The 19,263-nt window shown below is 56.7% G+C and carries 16 protein-coding genes; 6 read left to right on the top strand and 10 right to left on the bottom strand.

From position 1 onward, the window contains the following. Positions 1-8: 8 nt before the first annotated feature. From menA to priA, 6 genes are all read right to left on the bottom strand, one after another. Positions 9-935, bottom strand: a complete 927-nt coding sequence (gene menA / locus L384_RS15900; RefSeq protein WP_114078568.1) for a 1,4-dihydroxy-2-naphthoate polyprenyltransferase — start codon at positions 933-935, stop codon at positions 9-11. Positions 936-998: 63 nt separating this feature from the next. Next, positions 999-2,330: an HslU--HslV peptidase ATPase subunit gene (hslU, locus tag L384_RS15905; protein WP_003862035.1), complete on the bottom strand. Its 1,332-nt coding sequence runs from the start codon at positions 2,328-2,330 to the stop codon at positions 999-1,001. A gap of 9 nt (positions 2,331-2,339) precedes the next feature. After that, complete coding sequence (hslV, locus tag L384_RS15910; RefSeq protein WP_003862036.1) at positions 2,340-2,870, bottom strand: ATP-dependent protease subunit HslV; 531 nt, start codon at positions 2,868-2,870, stop codon at positions 2,340-2,342. A gap of 94 nt (positions 2,871-2,964) precedes the next feature. Next, on the bottom strand, positions 2,965-3,933 hold the full coding sequence (gene ftsN / locus L384_RS15915) for a cell division protein FtsN (RefSeq protein ID WP_003862037.1): 969 nt from the start codon (positions 3,931-3,933) through the stop codon (positions 2,965-2,967). A gap of 92 nt (positions 3,934-4,025) precedes the next feature. After that, positions 4,026-5,051 carry a DNA-binding transcriptional regulator CytR gene (gene cytR / locus L384_RS15920; protein WP_003862038.1) on the bottom strand — a complete coding sequence of 342 codons (1,026 nt, stop codon included), beginning with the start codon at positions 5,049-5,051 and terminating at the stop codon, positions 4,026-4,028. A gap of 119 nt (positions 5,052-5,170) precedes the next feature. Beyond that, a complete protein-coding gene (gene priA, locus L384_RS15925; RefSeq protein ID WP_023323887.1) occupies positions 5,171-7,366 on the bottom strand; it encodes a primosomal protein N' in 2,196 nt (731 codons plus the stop codon). A gap of 200 nt (positions 7,367-7,566) precedes the next feature. On the opposite strand from priA, the gene rpmE reads away from it, so the two are divergent. Both rpmE and L384_RS15935 read left to right on the top strand, forming a co-directional pair. Then, positions 7,567-7,779, top strand: a complete 213-nt coding sequence (rpmE, locus tag L384_RS15930) for a 50S ribosomal protein L31 (RefSeq protein WP_003862040.1) — start codon at positions 7,567-7,569, stop codon at positions 7,777-7,779. Between the two features lie 321 nt (positions 7,780-8,100). Then, complete coding sequence (locus L384_RS15935; RefSeq protein WP_022652056.1) at positions 8,101-8,781, top strand: oligogalacturonate-specific porin KdgM family protein; 681 nt, start codon at positions 8,101-8,103, stop codon at positions 8,779-8,781. Positions 8,782-8,823: 42 nt separating this feature from the next. Here L384_RS15935 and metJ read toward each other — a convergent pair whose 3' ends face one another. Next, positions 8,824-9,141 (bottom strand): met regulon transcriptional regulator MetJ, encoded by a 318-nt coding sequence (gene metJ, locus L384_RS15940; protein ID WP_003862042.1) that lies wholly within the window; start codon positions 9,139-9,141, stop codon positions 8,824-8,826. 275 nt (positions 9,142-9,416) lie between these two features. Between metJ and metB the strand changes: the two genes are divergently transcribed. The 4 genes from metB (at position 9,417) to katG (ending at position 16,454) form a co-directional block, all read left to right on the top strand. After that, the gene (gene metB / locus L384_RS15945; protein WP_023323886.1) at positions 9,417-10,577 is read left to right on the top strand and encodes a cystathionine gamma-synthase; all 1,161 of its coding nucleotides are present in this window, start codon (positions 9,417-9,419) and stop codon (positions 10,575-10,577) included. A gap of 2 nt (positions 10,578-10,579) precedes the next feature. Beyond that, entirely contained in the window at positions 10,580-13,012 is a 2,433-nt protein-coding gene (locus L384_RS15950; protein ID WP_003862044.1) for a bifunctional aspartate kinase/homoserine dehydrogenase II, read from the top strand. Between the two features lie 226 nt (positions 13,013-13,238). Beyond that, positions 13,239-14,129 carry a methylenetetrahydrofolate reductase gene (gene metF, locus L384_RS15955; protein WP_003862045.1) on the top strand — a complete coding sequence of 297 codons (891 nt, stop codon included), beginning with the start codon at positions 13,239-13,241 and terminating at the stop codon, positions 14,127-14,129. Between the two features lie 144 nt (positions 14,130-14,273). Next, the gene (katG, locus tag L384_RS15960; RefSeq protein ID WP_003862046.1) at positions 14,274-16,454 is read left to right on the top strand and encodes a catalase/peroxidase HPI; all 2,181 of its coding nucleotides are present in this window, start codon (positions 14,274-14,276) and stop codon (positions 16,452-16,454) included. 92 nt (positions 16,455-16,546) lie between these two features. Here katG and L384_RS15965 read toward each other — a convergent pair whose 3' ends face one another. From L384_RS15965 to L384_RS15975, 3 genes are all read right to left on the bottom strand, one after another. Continuing rightward, the gene (locus L384_RS15965; protein ID WP_023315034.1) at positions 16,547-17,650 is read right to left on the bottom strand and encodes a bifunctional L-1,2-propanediol dehydrogenase/glycerol dehydrogenase; all 1,104 of its coding nucleotides are present in this window, start codon (positions 17,648-17,650) and stop codon (positions 16,547-16,549) included. Between the two features lie 12 nt (positions 17,651-17,662). After that, a complete protein-coding gene (gene fsa, locus L384_RS15970) occupies positions 17,663-18,325 on the bottom strand; it encodes a fructose-6-phosphate aldolase (RefSeq protein ID WP_023315033.1) in 663 nt (220 codons plus the stop codon). 128 nt (positions 18,326-18,453) lie between these two features. Beyond that, positions 18,454-19,218 (bottom strand): helix-turn-helix transcriptional regulator, encoded by a 765-nt coding sequence (locus L384_RS15975; RefSeq protein ID WP_023323885.1) that lies wholly within the window; start codon positions 19,216-19,218, stop codon positions 18,454-18,456. Positions 19,219-19,263: the final 45 nt, after the last annotated feature.

Here is a 19,263-nt window from a genome sequence, read left to right as displayed (position 1 = left end):
TTTGTCAGCTAACTCAGCGTCTGGCTTAAGACAATCCCGATGACGAACAGCAGGTTAGTCAGTAACGCGCCTTTTACCGTACGTTCCAGCATCGGCGGCATGGCGGCCGGGCTGAGTTCACGCATGACATAGCGGGCCTGCTTAATCAGCAGCGGTGCGGCGAGCACAAACAGCCAGCCCCACAGGCTGTGCAGAGAAATCAGGTTGAACAGCGCCAGGCAGACCAGCGCGCCGATGAGCAGGCAGGCGTGATAGCGGCGTGCATTCACCGGCCCCAGACGCACCGCAAGGGTGTTTTTACCGTTCTCGCAGTCGCTGTCGATGTCGCGCAGGTTATTGATATTTAGCACCGCTGTCGCCAGCAGGCCACAGGCGGTCGCGGGCAGGAACAGGGCAGGGATCACCGTATGCGCCTGCAAGTACCAGCTTCCCATCACGCTTAGCCAGCCGAAGAAAACCAGCACGGAGATATCGCCCAGGCCAATATATCCGTAAGGGCGCGTGCCGACGGTATAGGTAATGGCCGCGATAATGGCGAGCAGGCCCAGCACCAGGAAGCCAATGAAGTCGCTGGTGGTTTTCGAGGCGACCGTCACCAGCGCCAGCCCGGACAGGCAAATTAACACCACGGTGATAATCAACGCCCGCTTCATCTGTGCCTGGGTGATCACCCCTTTTTGCATCCCGCGCAGCGGCCCGATACGGTCAGGCTTGTCGCTGCCTTTTACCGCATCGCCATAATCATTCGCGAGGTTAGAGAGGATTTGCAGCAGCCCGGCGGTAATGAGCGCCAGACCTGCTACCAGCGGATCGAAATGACCCTGCCACCAGGCAAGCGCGGTGCCGACAATAATAGCGGCAAAAGCCAGAGGAAGCGTTTTAGGGCGCAGACTTTCGAGCCACGCCTGCGTACGGCTGATATCAGTCATAGTTATTTAGCCAATAAAAAATGGGGGCAATAGCCCCCATCAACAGTGATGAAAATGCATTGAACGCGATTATAGAATAAAACGGCTCAGATCTTCATCTGCCACTAACGCATCCAGGTGTTTGCCCACATAGTCTGCGTCAATGGTAATGCTTTGACCGTTAAGGTCGCTCGCATCATAAGAGATGTCTTCCATCAGGCGTTCCAGCACGGTGTGCAGACGACGCGCACCGATGTTCTCGGTGGTTTCGTTGACCTGCCACGCGGCCTGGGCGATGCGCTTGATACCGTCATCGGTAAATTCAATGTTCACGCCTTCGGTCGCCATCAGCGCTTTGTACTGTACGGTCACAGAAGCGTTTGGCTCAGTCAGGATACGTTCGAAATCTTCGGTGGTCAGCGCCTGCAACTCAACGCGGATTGGCAGACGACCCTGGAGTTCCGGGATCAGGTCAGACGGGCTGGCAATCTGGAACGCACCGGAGGCGATAAACAGAATGTGGTCAGTTTTAACCATGCCGTGCTTGGTGGAGACGGTGCATCCTTCCACCAGCGGCAGCAGGTCGCGCTGAACGCCTTCGCGGGAGACATCCGGGCCGGACGCGTTGCCGCGCTTACAGATTTTGTCGATTTCGTCGATAAACACGATACCGTGCTGCTCAACCGCGTCGATAGCGTCCTGTTTCAGCTCCTCCGGGTTAACCAGCTTCGCGGCTTCTTCTTCAATCAGCAGCTTCATCGCGTCTTTGATTTTCAGCTTACGCGCTTTCTGCTTCTGCCCGCCCAGGTTCTGGAACATGGACTGCAACTGGCTGGTCATCTCTTCCATGCCCGGAGGCGCCATAATTTCCACACCCATTGGCGCGGCAGCGAGATCGATCTCAATCTCTTTATCGTCCAGCTCGCCTTCGCGCAGTTTTTTGCGGAATGCCTGACGCGCAGCAGAAGGTTCAGACTGCTGTTCAGCCTGTCCCCAGTTGTTTTTTGCCGGTGGGATCAGCACGTCGAGAATACGCTCTTCGGCCATCTCTTCGGCGCGATAGCGGTTTTTCTCAATCGCCTGGACGCGCACCATCTTAATCGCCGAATCGGTCAGATCGCGGATGATGGAGTCCACTTCTTTACCCACATAGCCCACTTCGGTGAACTTAGTGGCTTCAACTTTGATGAACGGCGCGTTAGCCAGTTTGGCCAGACGACGGGCGATTTCGGTTTTACCCACACCGGTCGGGCCGATCATCAGAATATTTTTTGGCGTCACTTCGTGGCGAAGCTCTTCGTCGAGCTGCATGCGACGCCAGCGGTTACGCAGTGCGATAGCCACGGAGCGCTTGGCATTGTCCTGGCCGATAATGTGTTTGTTCAGTTCGCTGACAATTTCGCGTGGGGTCATTTCAGACATGGGCGATCCTTACGCTTTAGACGGTAATTCTTCGATGGTGTGATTGTGGTTGGTATAGATGCAGATATCACCTGCAATATCCAACGCTTTCACCGCGATATCGCGCGCGTTCATGTCGGTATTTTCCAACAGCGCACGGGCTGCGGCCTGGGCGTACGGGCCGCCAGAGCCGATGGCAATCAGGTCGTTTTCAGGCTGAACTACGTCGCCGTTACCGGTGATGATCAGCGAGGCGTTTTCGTCAGCCACGGCCAGCAGCGCTTCGAGCTTGCGTAGCATGCGGTCGGTACGCCAGTCTTTTGCCAGCTCAACGGCGGCTTTCACCAGATGACCCTGATGCATTTCCAGTTTGCGTTCAAACAGTTCAAACAGCGTGAAGGCATCAGCCGTGCCGCCTGCGAAACCGGCGATCACTTTGTCGTTATAAAGACGACGTACTTTCTTCACGTTGCCTTTCATGACGGTATTACCCAGCGTGGCCTGGCCATCACCGGCAATTACCACCTGGCCGTTACGGCGTACACTTACTATTGTTGTCACGAGCAGACCCCCTGGTTACAGATTCGGGAAACAGAAGCCCTGAGCCTGTGCTCAGGGCTGAATTAAATGATAGATGGGGGGGATTTTGGGGGTTTCAACCCCCGGAGGCGAGTCGAATGCAGTTTGTGTGGCCAGCCACTTTCAAACGGGAAATGGTGCCGTCTGCGTTTTCTTTGCCTTTGACCGGTCCAATCACTACGCGATTCCAGCCGTTATTGGTGGTAATGCGTGAGTCAAATCCTTCAAATGCCAGCTGAGCACGCACCGTTTCTGCCTGTTCGGCGCCTTTAAACGAACCGCACTGAACCATCCAGCGGCGTTCATCTTTTTTCTCAGCCGTCTGCTTCGGCACCTCGGTCTCTTTGGTGACCGGCGCAGCCTGCTGCGTTTTTGGCTGTTGCGCAGTGGTATGCGCAGGCGTCTGCAACAGATCCTGATACGGCTGTGCCGTTTGCTTCTGCGGCTGCGCCTTCGGTTGCTGCTGGACAGGCTGAGTTTGTACGGTACGCGTCTGCTGCTGCGGTTGTGAACGCGGCTGCTGTACCGGCTGCGTCTGCGTCCACTGCTGCTGTTGCGTTTGCTGCTGAGCCTGACGCTGGCGCTGCAATGTTTGCTGACGCTGCGCCGGGGTTTGTTCGTTCCACGGCACTTCGTTCAACTGCGTAGGCTGCTGGCGCATGTCCGCCTGCATCTGAGCGAGCAATTGACGCTGTTCGTCCGTCAGCTGATCGGCATTCTTCACTTCACCCCCGGCAGAAGGCTCGGTAGGCGCACGTACGCCAGGCTGGCGGCTTTCCAGCTCTTTAATGTAGCGCCAGCGCTCTTCAGGCTTAGGAGGAAGGCCGTTGCCGACGACCTTGTTACCCTGAAGGGCTTCAGACTCTTCTTTTTTATGATGCGTAATGAAGTAGAGGCCGCCAATAAAGGCCACCAGCACGGCCGCAGCAATGGCGACCATGGCTGGGGAGACAGCAGACAGGCTACGTTGCTTGCTTTTTGAACTACTCTTTTTGCGTCGCGAAGGTGCCGGCTGGCCGCGACGTACATAATCTCGTTGTGCCACTATCGTTTCGCTGTATTTATTCGTTCGTCAGCCCGCCATGTTACTTAAGCGACGGGGCTTTGACCAGATAAGGGTGTCGAAAGGTATTTACTTTAAGTTAATGCCTGGGTAGAGCCGCGCACAATTAGCTCACAATCCAGTAGCCGTGACCCACTGCTAACTGTTTGACCGTGCAGCTGATCCAGCAAAAGCAGCATCGCTTCCCGGCCAATGTCATACCGCGGCTGTGCAACGGTCGAAAGCGGCGGATCGCAAAACTCCGAAAGCGAAATATTATCAAAACCGATTATCGACAGGTCCTGCGGCACACGCAGGCCGTGACGTTTGGCGTAGGATAACGCCCCTAGCGCCATCACGTCGCTGTGGCAGAAGACCGCGGTAGGCGGTTCTGGCAAGGCCAGCAATTTTTCCAGCGCCTGCCCGCCCGCTTCAAAGGTGAAATCACCGCGCGCAATGTAGTGCGGATCGACGATAGCCCCGGTACGGCGCAGCGCCTGAACGTAGCCCTGCAAGCGGTAATGACACAGCGGCATCTCTTCTGGTCCGGCGATACAACCGATGCGCTTATGCCCCAGTTCCTGAAGATAGTTCACGGCGTTGAACGCGGCGGTGAGGTTATCGATATGAACGGTTGGCAGCTCCAGCTCCGGCGCGAATTCGTTCGCCATGACCATCGGCGGTAAATTGCGCTGTTCTTCAATGCTGGCATCAAACGGCAGGCGTGAGCCAAGCAGCAGCATGCCATCAATCTGCTTGGTGATGATCAGGTCGATGAACGTTTTTTCCTGCTGGTTCTGGTGGGCACAATCGCCAATCAGCACCAGATAGCCCTGGGCGGCGGCCGTGACTTCAATGCCGCGGATGATTTCGCTGAAGAAGGGATCGCAGATGTCGGGCACGATCACCAGGATGGTGCGGGATTCGTTGCGTTTTACGTTACGCCCCATGGCTTGCGGAAAATAACCGACCTCAAGCGCCGCCTTTTCAACCCGGTTTCGGGTCGCCTGGGAGACTTTGTCAGGGTTCATCAATGCGCGGGACACGGTTGCTGTTGAGACTTGTGCTTTCTCGGCAACGTCTTTCATGGTCGCCGAGGCAACCTCTTTCCTGGACTTCAACGTCTTCTCCTCGCCTGAACACCGAACTGCGGACCGCACCATTTTTACAGATAGTTAATGGAATCGGTTACAGAATTTTCATAAAAAGTGTGAGGCGCATTAAATTTTTCGATCCGTCTTCAGCCTTCAATCGGATCGACGTCCAGAACCCACTTCACTTTTCGCGCTTCCGGCAGGGTATTGATCAGCGCCAGCGTGCCGCTGACGATCTGCTGTAAACGGATACGCGAGGGGTGCTGAAGTAAGAGTTGCCAGCGGAAACGGCCGCCGCGTTTCGGGGCGAGCGCGGGTACCGGGCCTAAAATCCACAGCTGATTATCCACCAGCGGGCTGGCTTGCAGGAGGTTTCTCAGCTGTTGCAGGAACAGCGGCGCCTGCTGGTTATTATGGTCTTCCGCACGGATGATAACGTGGCTGGTCCACGGGGGAAGCTGCATCGTCTGACGTTCGGCCAGCGCCTGGTCCGCGAAGGCGTCATAGCCTTTGTGCAGCAGGGTTTGCAGCAGCGGATGTTCAGGGTGGTGCGTTTGCAGCACCACCTCGCCCTGCTTACCCGCTCGACCAGCGCGACCGGCAACCTGGGTATAAAGCTGGGCGAAACGCTCGGCGGAGCGAAAATCCGCGGAGAACAGCGCGCCGTCGACGTCCAGCAGGGCGACCAGCGTCACGTCCGGGAAGTGGTGCCCTTTCGCCAGCATCTGAGTACCAATCAGGATACGCGCGCCGCCACGATGTACTTCCGCCAGTTGCTGCTCCAGCGCCCCTTTACGGCTGGTGGTATCCCTGTCGATACGGGAGATGGGCACATCCGGGAAGAAGGGCGCGAGCGCCTGTTCAAGCTGTTCCGTTCCCAGACCGACCGGCACGATGTGCGTTGAGCCGCAGGACGGGCACTGACGGGGGACCGGACGCTGGCTGTCGCAGTGGTGGCAGCGCAAATGGCGCTGAGCCTGGTGGAAGGTGTAGTAGTGATCGCAGCGCGGGCACTCCGCGATCCAGCCGCAGTCGTGGCACAGCAGCGCAGGCGCAAAGCCGCGGCGGTTCAGGAACAGGATCACCTGGTTGCCCGCCTGCAAATGCTGACGCATGCGGCTAATCAGCGCAGGCGCTAACCCGGCCTGCACCTGCTGACCTTTCAGATCCAGCACATGCTGAATGGCCGGGCGGGCATTTCCCGCGCGGCGCGTCAGGCGCAGCATGTGGTATTTACGCTGGCGAACGTTGTGCAGCGTTTCAAGCGCGGGGGTGGCAGACCCGAGAATAATGGGGATTTGCTCGCTGTGGGCGCGGTACACGGCTAAGTCGCGGGCGTGATAGCGCCAGCCTTCCTGCTGTTTATAGGAGCTGTCATGCTCTTCATCGATCACGATAACGCCGAGATTTTTAAACGGCGTAAACAGCGATGAACGGGTGCCGATCACAATCGCCGCTTCGCCGTTTTTCGCTTTCAGCCAGGCGCTGAGGCGCTCGCTGTCGTTCAGGCCGGAGTGCAGAACCTCAACGGGCGCATTAAAACGTTCACGGAAACGCGCGATGGTTTGCGGCGTCAGGCCGATTTCCGGCACCATCACCAGCGCCTGTTTGCCCTGCGCGAGCACGTTTTCCAGCACGCTCAGATACACTTCGGTTTTACCGGAGCCGGTGACGCCCGCCAGCAGCCAGGCGGAAAAACGATCGGCAGCGCTGTGAATCGCGCCTACGGCGGTGGCCTGCTCGGTATTCAGACGCAGACGATCGCCCGAGACGGAAAAGCCGTCGCGCCAGTCGTGAAGGGCAGGTGCTTCACTGGCCAGCTCGCTCAGCCCTTTCTTCCTTAATGCCTGCAACGCGGTTTCGCTTACCTCAAGCTCGTCGACCTGATGGCGCCAGATTTTTCCCTGGCGCAGCGCGGCCAACGCCTGCTGCTGTTTTTGCGAGCGCTTCAGGCTGTTAATGTCCACCGCCTGGCCCTGCTCGGTGGCAAACCAGTACCACATTGGCGCGTGGCTGGCGCTCTTACCCTGGCGCAGCATAATGGGCAGGGCATGGAACAGGACGTCGCCAATCGGATGATGATAATAATCTGCCGCCCACAGCAGCAGTCGCCAGGTGCTGGTGGAGTAAACCGGCTCGCTGTCCAGCACCTCAACAACCGATTTCAGCTCGTTAAGCGGCAGTTCGCTTTTGTCGCTGACGGACACCACGATCCCCACGCGCTGCTGTTTGCCAAACGGCACGGTCACGCGACAGCCCGCTTTGGCGCTCATGCTGTCGGGCAGCAGGTAGTCAAAGGTGCGGGGAAGCGGAACGGGCAGGGCAACGTGAGCGACGGGCATCGAATCTTCCTGACTTGAAAAGTGGCGCGTTAGTATACACATTAGTGAAAGCGGCGTGCGGATCAGTTTGCATACGTTGGTCAAATTCTGTATGATTCGCCGCCTTTGGTGTATTTTACGCCAAAGAACTTACATTCAACATCGCGTGGTGTCTGGCGTTAGGGCTGGAAGAGCGACGCGGCCTTAACTGAGGTTCTCCCATGAAAAAAGATATTCACCCGAAATACGAAATGATTACTGCAAACTGCTCTTGCGGTAACTCTATCCAGATCCGCTCTACCGTGGGTCACGATCTGAACCTGGACGTGTGCGGCAAATGCCACCCGTTCTACACTGGTAAGCAGCGTGATGTTGCAACCGGTGGCCGTGTTGACCGCTTCAACAAGCGTTTCAGCATCCCGGGCGCTAAATAAGCATCCAGAAGAAACCGCCTCCGGGCGGTTTTTTTGTGCCTGTAATATCTCTCCTGAATTAATTCTGTATTTATATTTTCTCTTCAAATATATATTTTAATTTTTCCGAAAAATAATCACCGTGTCTTAATATATTCCTATTTATACGGATAGTGAGCTTTATCTCTGTATTCTTGGCCTGTTTGCCATTTTATTGCCGGATATGGCAATAAATAAAAGGTTTCCCTCTGGGTGTAAAATTACACTGCGCTCGACATAAATTCTTATTTGCCATTTCAACAGCGATGGCTTTCAGGGTGTATTTACTTTGAGGGAAAAAGGATGAAACTGAAGCAACTTTTATTCGTGCTTCCATTACTATCGTGCGCGGCGCAGGCGGGATATGTTGATTACCGACACGAGTATTACGACGATGGACGTAACTATGACCGTGTGTACATGTCACACCGTTTCGGGACGGGCTTTGGTGTGGCCGTAGAGGCCGTCTCACGCTCAGACGAAAAGCAATCTAATGATGCGCTCAATAATATGGAGAGTAACAGCAACGAATATACTGCCAGCTACCAGTTTACCTGGCAGGGATTTATCTGGCAGCCGGGTGTCGCGGTTGAAATGGGTGACGACATGGCTATTTATAAACCCTATTTACGCGTACAGTATAATATTAATGAAAGCTGGTGGACGGCGTTCCGTTATCGTACCGAATATACCCGCCGTAATGCAGACGGTAAAGATGACAGACTGGTATATCGCCCGGAAATGTGGCTGGGATATAATATTGATAACTGGATGTTTGAGCTGAACGGAATTTATAAATTCGCCGACAACGAAGATCTGTATAACAACAAAAAAGAGGATTACGAATATAACTTCCGCGTGGCGTATAACATCGATTCGTGGGTGCCATTCGTGGAGGTGGGTAATGTCTCTTCCGGCTATAACACTGCTACCACTGACGACCGACAAACGCGTCTGCGTGTCGGCTTAGGTTACAACTTCTGAGAAACCATCCCGCTGAGCACCCTCAGCGGGACCGCATCGCTGTTAGTATTCCCAGGTCTCCGGGTCGATACCCAGTTCACGCATGATCACCTTCGCCTCTTCCGGGATTTCGTCACTGCGTTCTTTACGCAGATCGTCATCGTTCGGCAACGGTTGGCCGGTAAACGCATGCAGGAACGCTTCGCACAGCAGTTCGCTGTTAGTGGCGTGACGCAGGTTGTTCACCTGACGACGCGTACGTTCATCGGTGAGGATCTTCAACACCTTCAGAGGAATGGACACCGTGATTTTCTTGACTTGCTCACTCTTCTTACCGTGCTCAGCGTATGGGCTGATATATTCGCCGCTCCATTCAGCCATGAGATACCTTTAATCCTCTCAGTCATTAATCTAAAGGTGCAAAACCCGTAACCATCAGTTTTGAACCGTAATCTTGCGTAGTTTACCGTAGAGACGATACCGAGGCACGGATATTGCCGCTGTAGCGTGTCCTAAAGCATATAATTTTAACGGCTATTTGCGCATTGCTCAATCTATACGCAAAGAAGTTTAGATGTCCAGATGTATTGACGTCCATACTTTCAATGTTTACTCTGGTGCCTGACTTTTCACCTCATTCGCCAGGAAGCCTCACCATGACGCGTAAACAGGCCACCATCGCAGTGCGTAGCGGATTGAATGATGACGAGCAGTACGGCTGCGTTGTCCCGCCAATTCATCTCTCCAGTACCTATAATTTCACCGGATTTAATGAACCTCGCGCGCATGACTACTCGCGTCGCGGCAATCCTACGCGCGACGTCACCCAGCGCGCGCTGGCGGAACTGGAAGGCGGCGCAGGGGCGGTATTAACCAATACCGGCATGTCTGCCATTCACCTGGTAACCACAGTGTTCCTGAAACCTGGCGATCTGCTGGTGGCGCCACACGACTGTTACGGCGGCAGCTATCGTCTGTTTGATAGCCTGGCGAAACGTGGCTGCTACCGTGTGCTGTTTGTCGATCAAAACGACGAACAGGCGCTGAAACAGGCGCTTGCCGAGCAGCCGAAGCTGGTTCTGGTGGAAAGTCCAAGCAATCCATTGTTGCGCGTAGTCGATATTGCGAAAATTTGTCAGCTCGCAAGGGATGCGGGAGCGATAAGTGTAGTGGATAATACGTTCCTCAGTCCGGCCCTTCAGAACCCACTGGCACTGGGTGCCGATCTGGTGTTGCATTCATGCACGAAATATCTGAACGGCCATTCTGACGTGGTGGCGGGCGTGGTGATTGCCAGAGATCCCGACGTTGTCACCGAACTGGCATGGTGGGCCAATAACATTGGCGTCACCGCGGGCGCGTTCGACAGCTATTTGCTGCTGCGCGGTATTCGCACGCTATCACCGCGTATGGACGTGGCGCAGCGTAATGCCCAGGCGATCGTGGATTTCCTGAAAAACCAGCCGCTGGTGAAAAAGCTTTATCACCCGTCGCTGCCGGAAAACCAGGGGCACGAGATTGCCGCGCGCCAACAGAAAGGATTTGGCGCGATGTTAAGTTTTGAACTGGACGGTGACGAGCAAACGCTGCGTCGCTTCCTGAGCGGGTTGTCATTGTTTACGCTGGCGGAATCCTTAGGGGGAGTAGAAAGCTTGATCTCCCACGCCGCAACTATGACGCACGCAGGTATGGCACCCGAAGCACGTGCCGCCGCCGGGATTTCCGAGACGCTGCTGCGTATCTCGACCGGTATTGAAGATTCTGAAGATTTAATTGCCGATCTGGAAAATGGCTTCCGGGTCGCAGCCAAGGGGTAATCATGAGTGTGATAGCGCAGGCAGGGGCGAAGGGTCGTCAGCTGCACAAGTTTGGTGGTAGTAGTCTTGCTGATGTGAAATGTTACCTGCGTGTCGCAGGGATCATGACCGAGTATTCACAGCCGGGGGACATGATGGTTGTCTCTGCGGCAGGCAGCACCACCAACCAGTTGATTAGCTGGCTGAAACTGAGCCAGACCGATCGCCTCTCTGCGCATCAGGTGCAACAGTCCTTACGTCGTTACCAGAGCGAACTGATTGCCGGTTTGCTGCCTGCGGACGTGGCGGACGGGCTGATTAGCGCTTTTACGCACGACCTTGAGCGTCTGGCCGCTCTGCTGGACAGCGGCATTACCGATGCGGTGTATGCCGAAGTGGTTGGCCACGGTGAAGTGTGGTCTGCGCGCCTGATGGCCGCCGTGCTGCAACACCTGGGTGTGGAAGCCGCCTGGCTCGACGCGCGTGATTTCCTGCGTGCCGAACGTGCCGCGCAGCCGCAGGTGGACGAAGGGTTGTCCTACCCGCTGCTGCAACAGCTGCTGGTGCAACATCCCGGTAAACGTATTGTCGTCACCGGCTTTATCAGCCGCAGCAATGCCGGCGAAACCGTTCTGCTGGGCCGTAACGGCTCTGACTACTCGGCAACACAGATTGGTGCCCTGGCGGGCGTGTCCCGCGTCACCATCTGGAGCGACGTGGCCGGTGTGTACAGCGCGGACCCGCGCAAAGTGAAAGATGCCTGCCTGCTGCCGCTGCTGCGTCTCGACGAAGCGAGCGAGCTGGCGCGTCTGGCGGCCCCGGTGCTGCACGCGCGCACGCTACAGCCGGTTTCCGGCAGCGACATCGACCTGCAACTACGCTGTAGCTACACGCCGGATCAGGGTTCCACCCGCATCGAGCGCGTGCTGGCATCCGGTACGGGCGCGCGCATTGTCACCAGCCACGATGACATCTGCCTGATTGAGTTCCAGGTGCCTGCGGGCCAGGATTTCAAACTGGCGCACAAAGATATCGACACCATCCTGAAACGTGCTCAGGTGCGTCCGCTGGCCGTTGGCGTGCATAACGATCGCCAGCTGTTGCAGTTCTGCTATACCGCCGAAGTGGTGGACAGCGCCCTGAAAATTCTGGATGAAGCGGGCCTGCCGGGCGAGCTTCGCCTGCGTCAGGGGCTGGCGCTGGTGGCGATGGTAGGCGCGGGCGTCACCCGTAACCCGCTGCACTGCCACCGCTTCTGGCAGCAGCTGAAAGGCCAGCCGGTGGAGTTCACCTGGCAATCAGAAGAGGGCATCAGCCTGGTTGCCGTTCTGCGTAAAGGGCCAACCGAAAGCCTGATTCAGGGCCTGCATACCTCCCTGTTCCGTGCGGAAAAACGCATCGGCCTGGTGCTGTTTGGTAAAGGCAACATCGGTTCCCGCTGGCTGGAGCTGTTCGCCCGCGAACAGGTCACGCTCTCGGCGCGTACCGGGTTCGAATTCATTCTCGCAGGCGTGGTGGACAGCCGCCGCAGCCTGCTGAACTACGAAGGGCTGGATGCCAGCCGCGCGCTGGCCTTCTTTAATGATGAAGCCGTCGAGCAAGATGAAGAGTCGCTGTTCCTGTGGATGCGTGCGCACCCGTATGACGATCTGGTAGTGCTGGATGTGACCGCCAGCGAGCAGCTGGCCGATCAGTATCTGGATTTCGCCAGCCACGGGTTCCACGTCATCAGCGCCAACAAGCTGGCGGGCGCGAGCAGCACTGATAAATATCGCCAGATCCACGACGCGTTCGAAAAAACGGGTCGTCACTGGCTGTATAACGCCACCGTTGGCGCAGGTCTGCCGGTTAACCATACCGTGCGCGATCTGATTGAAAGCGGCGACAGCATTCTGGCGCTGAGCGGGATCTTCTCCGGCACGCTCTCCTGGCTGTTCCTGCAATTTGACGGCACCGTGCCGTTCACCGACCTGGTGGATCAGGCGTGGCAGCAGGGTTTAACCGAGCCGGATCCGCGCGTTGACCTTGCCGGTAAAGACGTGATGCGCAAGCTGGTGATCCTGGCGCGTGAAGCCGGCTACGACATTGAGCCGGGTCAGGTACGCGTTGAGTCGCTGGTGCCTGCGGGCTGCGAGGAAGGGTCCGTCGATCACTTCTTCGAGAACGGCGACGAGCTGAACGAGCAGATGGTGCAACGTCTGGAAGCAGCTAACGAGATGGGGCTGGTGCTGCGTTACGTGGCGCGCTTCGAGGCGAACGGTAAAGCGCGCGTGGGCGTGGAGGCGGTGCGTCCTGAACATCCGCTGGCGGCGCTCCTGCCATGCGACAACGTCTTCGCCATCGAAAGCCGCTGGTACCGCGATAACCCGCTGGTGATCCGTGGCCCGGGCGCGGGGCGCGATGTCACCGCCGGAGCCATTCAGTCCGACATTAATCGTCTGGCTAAGCTGCTGTAACGTCTGCATTTCCCTCTCCCTGTGGGAGAGGGTCGGGGTGAGGGTATCAGACCGCACTCACCCCCATCATGAATGCCCTTCATCTTCCCTGAACAAACCTCACCGTTAATGTTGATTATTTCTGTTGACGTCATCCCGCTTTTCCGTCATTTTTACATCTGGACGTCTAAACGTATAGAAGTTCACAACACAACAGACAATGACACGCGATTGATAGGGGTAGGGTATGAGCTTTTTTCACGCCAACCAGCGGGAAGCACTGAACCAGAGCCTGGCCGAAGTAAACGGCCAGATTAACGTCTCTTTTGAATTTTTCCCGCCGCGCACCAGTGAAATGGAGCAAACCCTGTGGAGCTCTATCGATCGCCTGAGCAGCCTCAAGCCGAAGTTCGTCTCCGTGACCTACGGCGCCAACTCCGGTGAGCGTGACCGCACGCACAGCATCATTAAGGGCATTAAAGACCGAACCGGTCTGGAAGCGGCGCCGCACCTGACCTGTATCGACGCCACCCGTGATGAACTGCGCGCCATTGCCCAGGACTACTGGAATAACGGCATTCGCCACATTGTGGCCCTGCGCGGCGACCTCCCGCCAGGCAGCGGTAAGCCAGAGATGTTTGCCGCCGATCTGGTCGGCCTGCTGAAAGACGTTGCCGACTTTGATATCTCCGTGGCCGCCTACCCTGAAGTTCACCCGGAAGCCAAAAGTGCCCAGGCGGATCTGCTCAACCTGAAGCGTAAAGTGGAGGCTGGTGCTAACCGTGCGATTACTCAGTTCTTCTTTGACGTTGAAAGCTACCTGCGCTTTCGTGACCGCTGCGTCTCGGCAGGTATTGATGTCGAAATCATCCCTGGTATTCTGCCGGTCTCGAACTTCAAACAGGCGAAGAAATTCGCGGATATGACCAACGTGCGCATTCCGCTGTGGATGTCCAAAATGTATGAAGGGCTGGACGACGACCCGGAAACCCGCAAGCTGGTGGGAGCCAATATCGCGATGGACATGGTGAAGATTTTAAGCCGCGAAGGGGTGAAAGATTTCCATTTCTATACCCTGAATCGCGCGGAAATGAGCTATGCCATTTGCCATACGCTCGGTGTTCGCCCGGCGCTGTAAAGTAAAAAGCCCTCATAAAACGAGGGTTTTTTAATCGAACAGAGAGTTAAAAGGTATTAGCTATCGAATCTGTGGATTAATTCAACTATCTCTTATCGCTAGTGGTGTATATCGTAACGGTAACACTGTAAAGGGAGCATAGCGATGAGCATGTCAGACGAGACCAATAACGCGGCATCCGCCGGCAAATGTCCGTTCCACCAGGGCGGCGTCGATCACAGCGCGGGTGCAGGTACCGGCAGCAAAGATTGGTGGCCTAAACAACTCCGCATCGATCTTCTAAACCAACATTCCAACCGTTCGAACCCGCTGGGTGAAGACTTCGACTACCGCAAAGAATTCAGCAAGCTCGACTATTCCGCCCTTAAGGGCGATCTCAAAGCCCTTTTAACCGACTCACAACCGTGGTGGCCTGCCGACTGGGGAAGCTATGCGGGCCTGTTTATTCGTATGGCCTGGCACGGTGCGGGTACCTATCGCTCCGTTGACGGTCGCGGCGGCGCGGGGCGCGGCCAGCAACGTTTTGCGCCGCTGAACTCCTGGCCTGATAACGTCAGCCTGGATAAGGCTCGCCGTCTGCTGTGGCCAGTTAAGCAAAAATACGGACAAAAAATCTCCTGGGCCGACCTGTTTATCCTCGCGGGTAACGTGGCGCTGGAGAACTCCGGCTTCCGCACTTTTGGTTTCGGTGCCGGGCGTGAAGACGTCTGGGAACCGGATCTGGACGTGAACTGGGGCGATGAAAAAGCCTGGCTGACCCACCGTGACCCGGAAGCGCTGGCGAAGCGCCCGCTTGCGGCCACTGAAATGGGCCTGATTTACGTTAACCCCGAAGGGCCAAACGCCAGCGGTGAACCGCTGTCTGCGGCGGCGGCGATCCGCGCTACCTTTGGCAATATGGGCATGAACGACGAAGAGACCGTCGCGCTGATTGCAGGCGGCCATACGCTCGGTAAAACGCACGGCGCAGGCGAAGCCACGCATGTGGGCACTGACCCGGAAGCGTCGCCGATTGAAGCGCAGGGTCTGGGCTGGGCCAGCACGCACGGCACCGGTATTGGCGCTGACGCCATCACCTCCGGGCTGGAAGTTATCTGGTCTCAAACCCCGACCCAGTGGAGCAACTACTTCTTCGAGAACCTGTTCAAATACGAATGGGTGCAGACGCGTAGCCCGGCGGGCGCCATTCAGTTTGAAGCCGTGGATGCGCCAGAAATTATGCCTGACCCGTTTGACCCGTCGAAAAAACGCAAGCCAACCATGCTGGTCACCGACCTGACGCTGCGTTTTGATCCGGAATTCGAGAAAATTTCCCGTCGCTTCCTGAACGATCCGCAGGCCTTCAACGAAGCCTTTGCGCGCGCGTGGTTCAAGCTGACCCATCGCGATATGGGGCCAAAAGCGCGGTACATTGGCCCGGAAGTGCCGAAAGAAGATTTGATTTGGCAGGATCCGCTGCCTCAGCCGGTGTTCCATCCGACGCAGGAAGATATTGAAAGCCTGAAAGCGGAAATCGCGGCCTCTGGTCTCTCCGTGAGCGAGCTGGTTTCCGTGGCCTGGGCGTCGGCATCGACCTTCCGCGGCGGCGACAAGCGTGGCGGCGCTAACGGCGCGCGTCTGGCGCTGGCGCCTCAGCGCGACTGGGATGTGAACGCCGCGGCGGTACGGGCGTTACCGGCTCTGGAAGCTATTCAGCGCACCACTAATAAAGCCTCACTGGCCGATATCATCGTGCTGGCAGGTGTTGTGGGCGTTGAGCAGGCGGCGAAAGCGGCAGGCGTTTACGTCAACGTACCGTTTACCCCAGGCCGCGTAGATGCGCGTCAGGACCAGACGGACATCGAGATGTTTAACCTGCTCGAACCGGTTGCCGACGGTTTCCGCAACTACCGTGCGCAGGTGGATGTGTCCACCACCGAGTCGCTGCTGATCGACAAAGCCCAGCAGCTGACCCTGACCGCGCCGGAACTGACGGTGCTAATCGGCGGTCTGCGCGTACTGGGTGCAAACTTCGATGGCAGCAAGAATGGCGTGTTTACCAACCGCGAGGGCGTGCTGAGCAACGACTTCTTCGTTAATCTGCTGGATATGAACACCCAGTGGAAAGCGACCGATGACTCAAACGAGCTGTTTGCCGGTAGCGATCGCGCCAGCGGGGAAGTGAAATACACCGCCACCCGCGCCGATCTGGTCTTCGGTTCAAACGCCGTCCTGCGTGCGCTGGCCGAAGTTTACGCCAGCAGTGATGCACACGAGAAGTTCGTCCGTGATTTTGTTGCCGCGTGGGCGCGAGTGATGGATTTGGACCGGTTTGACGTGAAGTAACCCATGTGCCGGGTGGCGGCTACGCCTTACCCGGCCTACAAATTAAAGTGCCATGTAGGCCGGGTAAGCGCAGCGCCACCCGGCTTTTTTCGTTACTCCCACTCCTGCAAGAATCGCTGTCCATACTGGTCGGCCACCAGCAGCGCCGCATAGACCTGATCCGGCGTGACGCCGCCAGGCATGTTGTGAATGGTTTCACCTTCGGCGCAGGACGCTTCCGCGATCAGCCGCATTTTGGCCGGAATATCCTCTTTGATGTTCAGCTGCGCCAGGGTGATCGGCAGCCCAACGCTGTGGCAAAGCGCGGCGACGGTCTCAATTTCTTCAACCGGCGCGTTCTCCAGTACCAGCTGTGTCAGTGTGCCGAACGCGACCTTTTCACCATGGTAAAAATGATGCGCATCCGGCACCGCCGTCATGCCGTTGTGAATGGCGTGCGCCGCCGCCAGCCCGCCGCTTTCAAAGCCCACCCCGCTGAGATAGGTGTTGGCTTCGATAATGCGTTCCAGCGCCGGTGTGACGACATGCTGCTCTGCCGCCAGCATCGCTTTCTCGCCCTCTTCAACCAGCGTGTTGTAGCACAGCTCTGCCAGCGCTAACGCTGCCTGCGTGCACTTGCCACCCGCCATGGTCGTGGCGCCGCTGCGCGAACAGGCGCGCGCTTCAAACCAGGTTGCCAGTGCATCGCCAATCCCGGCGGCCAGCAGGCGCGCAGGTGCGCCTGCCACCACTTTGGTATCGACAATCACCATGTTCGGGTTGTGCGGCAGCATCAGGTAGCGATCGAACTCACCGCTGTCGGTATAAATCACGGAGAGGGCGCTGCACGGCGCATCGGTGGAGGCAATGGTCGGGGCAATAGCCACCGGCACGTCCATAAAGTGCGCCAGCGCTTTGGCGGTATCCAGCGTTTTTCCGCCGCCGATACCCAGCACCGCCAGGCAGTCGGCGCTGTCGGCCAGCTTTTTCAGGCGATCGATTTCATTTTGCGAACATTCGCCACCAAACGGTGCGATTTCGGCATGGAGTCCGGCTTTTTTAAAACTCTGACGCAGGGTTTCTTCAGCAAAACCCAGCACAAATTTATCGCCCACCACCAGCCAGCGATTCGCCAGCGGCTTCAGGTAGTCGCCGAGGCGAGTAAGAACATCTGCACCCTGGATGTATTTCCCCGGCGATTGAATAATACGGTCCATAACAGTTCTCCCTTAGAGGTTGAGGTTACCAAACGCGTTTTTCCAGTCCTGCTCGAACTTCTCTATGGCTGACTCTACCGCTGGTGTGTCGAGCATTTGTTGCGCTACGTCTAAGGGAAGCGTGATTGCCTCACATCCTGCCAACAGGCAATCCAGCGCCTGGCGCGGCGTTTTAAAGCTGGCAGCCAGCACCATGCTTTCCGGCGCATGCAGTTCCAGCAGGGACTGCAGCTCCTGTACCATGCCAATACCGTCGCCGCCCTGTGCGTCGACGCGGTTGACGTACGGCGCAACGTATTTCGCGCCTGCCAGCGCGGCCAGTAAACCCTGAGCGGCGCTGTAAACGGCGGTGCCCAGCGTGGTAATTCCCTCTTTCTTCAGCGCCTTAATCGCGATGAGCCCCTGTGCAGTGACGGGAATTTTTACCACGATGTCCGGCAGGGCATTGTTCAGCCGTTTTGCTTCCGCCACCATTTCTTCGGCATCGCGGCTCATGGTTTGAGCAAACAGCATGCCTTCCGGCCCAATGGCTTTTTGCAGGCGCGGCAGCACGTCCCAGATGGATTCACGGCTGGCGGCAATGATGCTTGGGTTGGTGGTGACGCCCGCGATGGGGAAGATGCGTGCAAGGCGTTCAACTTCCGCCACGTTGGCGGTATCCAGATACAGTTCCATTATTTTTCCTTAAGTCAGAAAGGTTGAATAAAGGGTAAGGCCCGGCTGAGTGCGGCGGATACAGGTCAATTTTGCCAAATACTGGACAAATGTAATGTCCTTAGCGAAGTGCGATAGCGATCACAATGCTATTTTTGGGCGATAAGCTGGCTGTGATACTGGCGACGATATTCGGAAGGGGAACGCTCGGTGTGCTTGCGAAAGAGGCGACAAAAGTAGTTGCTGTCAGGAAATCCGCAGCGTGCGGCAATATCTTTAATTTTGAGATCGTAGCCTTTCAGCAACTGGCGTGCATGTTCCAGCCGCGTTTGTGTCAGATACTCGTTGAACCCCACGTGGCCGATCTTCTGAAAGAGATGGGAAAGATAGTTCGGCGAGATGTAGAACGCCTGTGCCACGGATTCGCGCGTTAACGAAGAGGCGTAATTTTCTTCGATATAGCTACGAACGGCTTCGAATAGCGCCCGGCTGCGGTTAGCGGTGTGGATGTCACTCCCAAGCAGATCCCGGCAGTGGCTGAGCAAGCTTAATACCACCAGCATGGCTGTGTCTTGCTCGTCTGGCTGCATCTGTAATTCGGTGAGCGCTTGCAGAAGAAAAGCACCCGTTCTCGGGCCACGCCGGGGAACCTGCAGCTGCTGCAAAAGCGCGTTGTCACGCTGTAAATCGAGAGTCAGCTGCTGCTTACCGAAATGTATGCTCAGGGCGTTAGGCGGTGGAAGCGTGATGTGTCCAAAGGATGAAAATATCGCCTCACAGGGGGGAGCAAGGGTAATGACGAGGCAGGGAGATGTTCGGGGATGCTGTTCAGCCAGCGCTGAGAAATGAATCTGGCCCAGCGGTAACGTTCGGTTCACCAGGTCAGTCAAAATTCGGGTGATATCGGAATACATGAGAAGACTACCGAAACGTGCCGGGCGGCGCTAAAAACGCCTGCC

This window comes from Enterobacter sp. MGH 38, from assembly GCF_000492855.1.
Taxonomy (GTDB): domain Bacteria; phylum Pseudomonadota; class Gammaproteobacteria; order Enterobacterales; family Enterobacteriaceae; genus Enterobacter; species Enterobacter hormaechei_C.
This window is presented reverse-complemented; position numbering and strand designations above follow the sequence as displayed.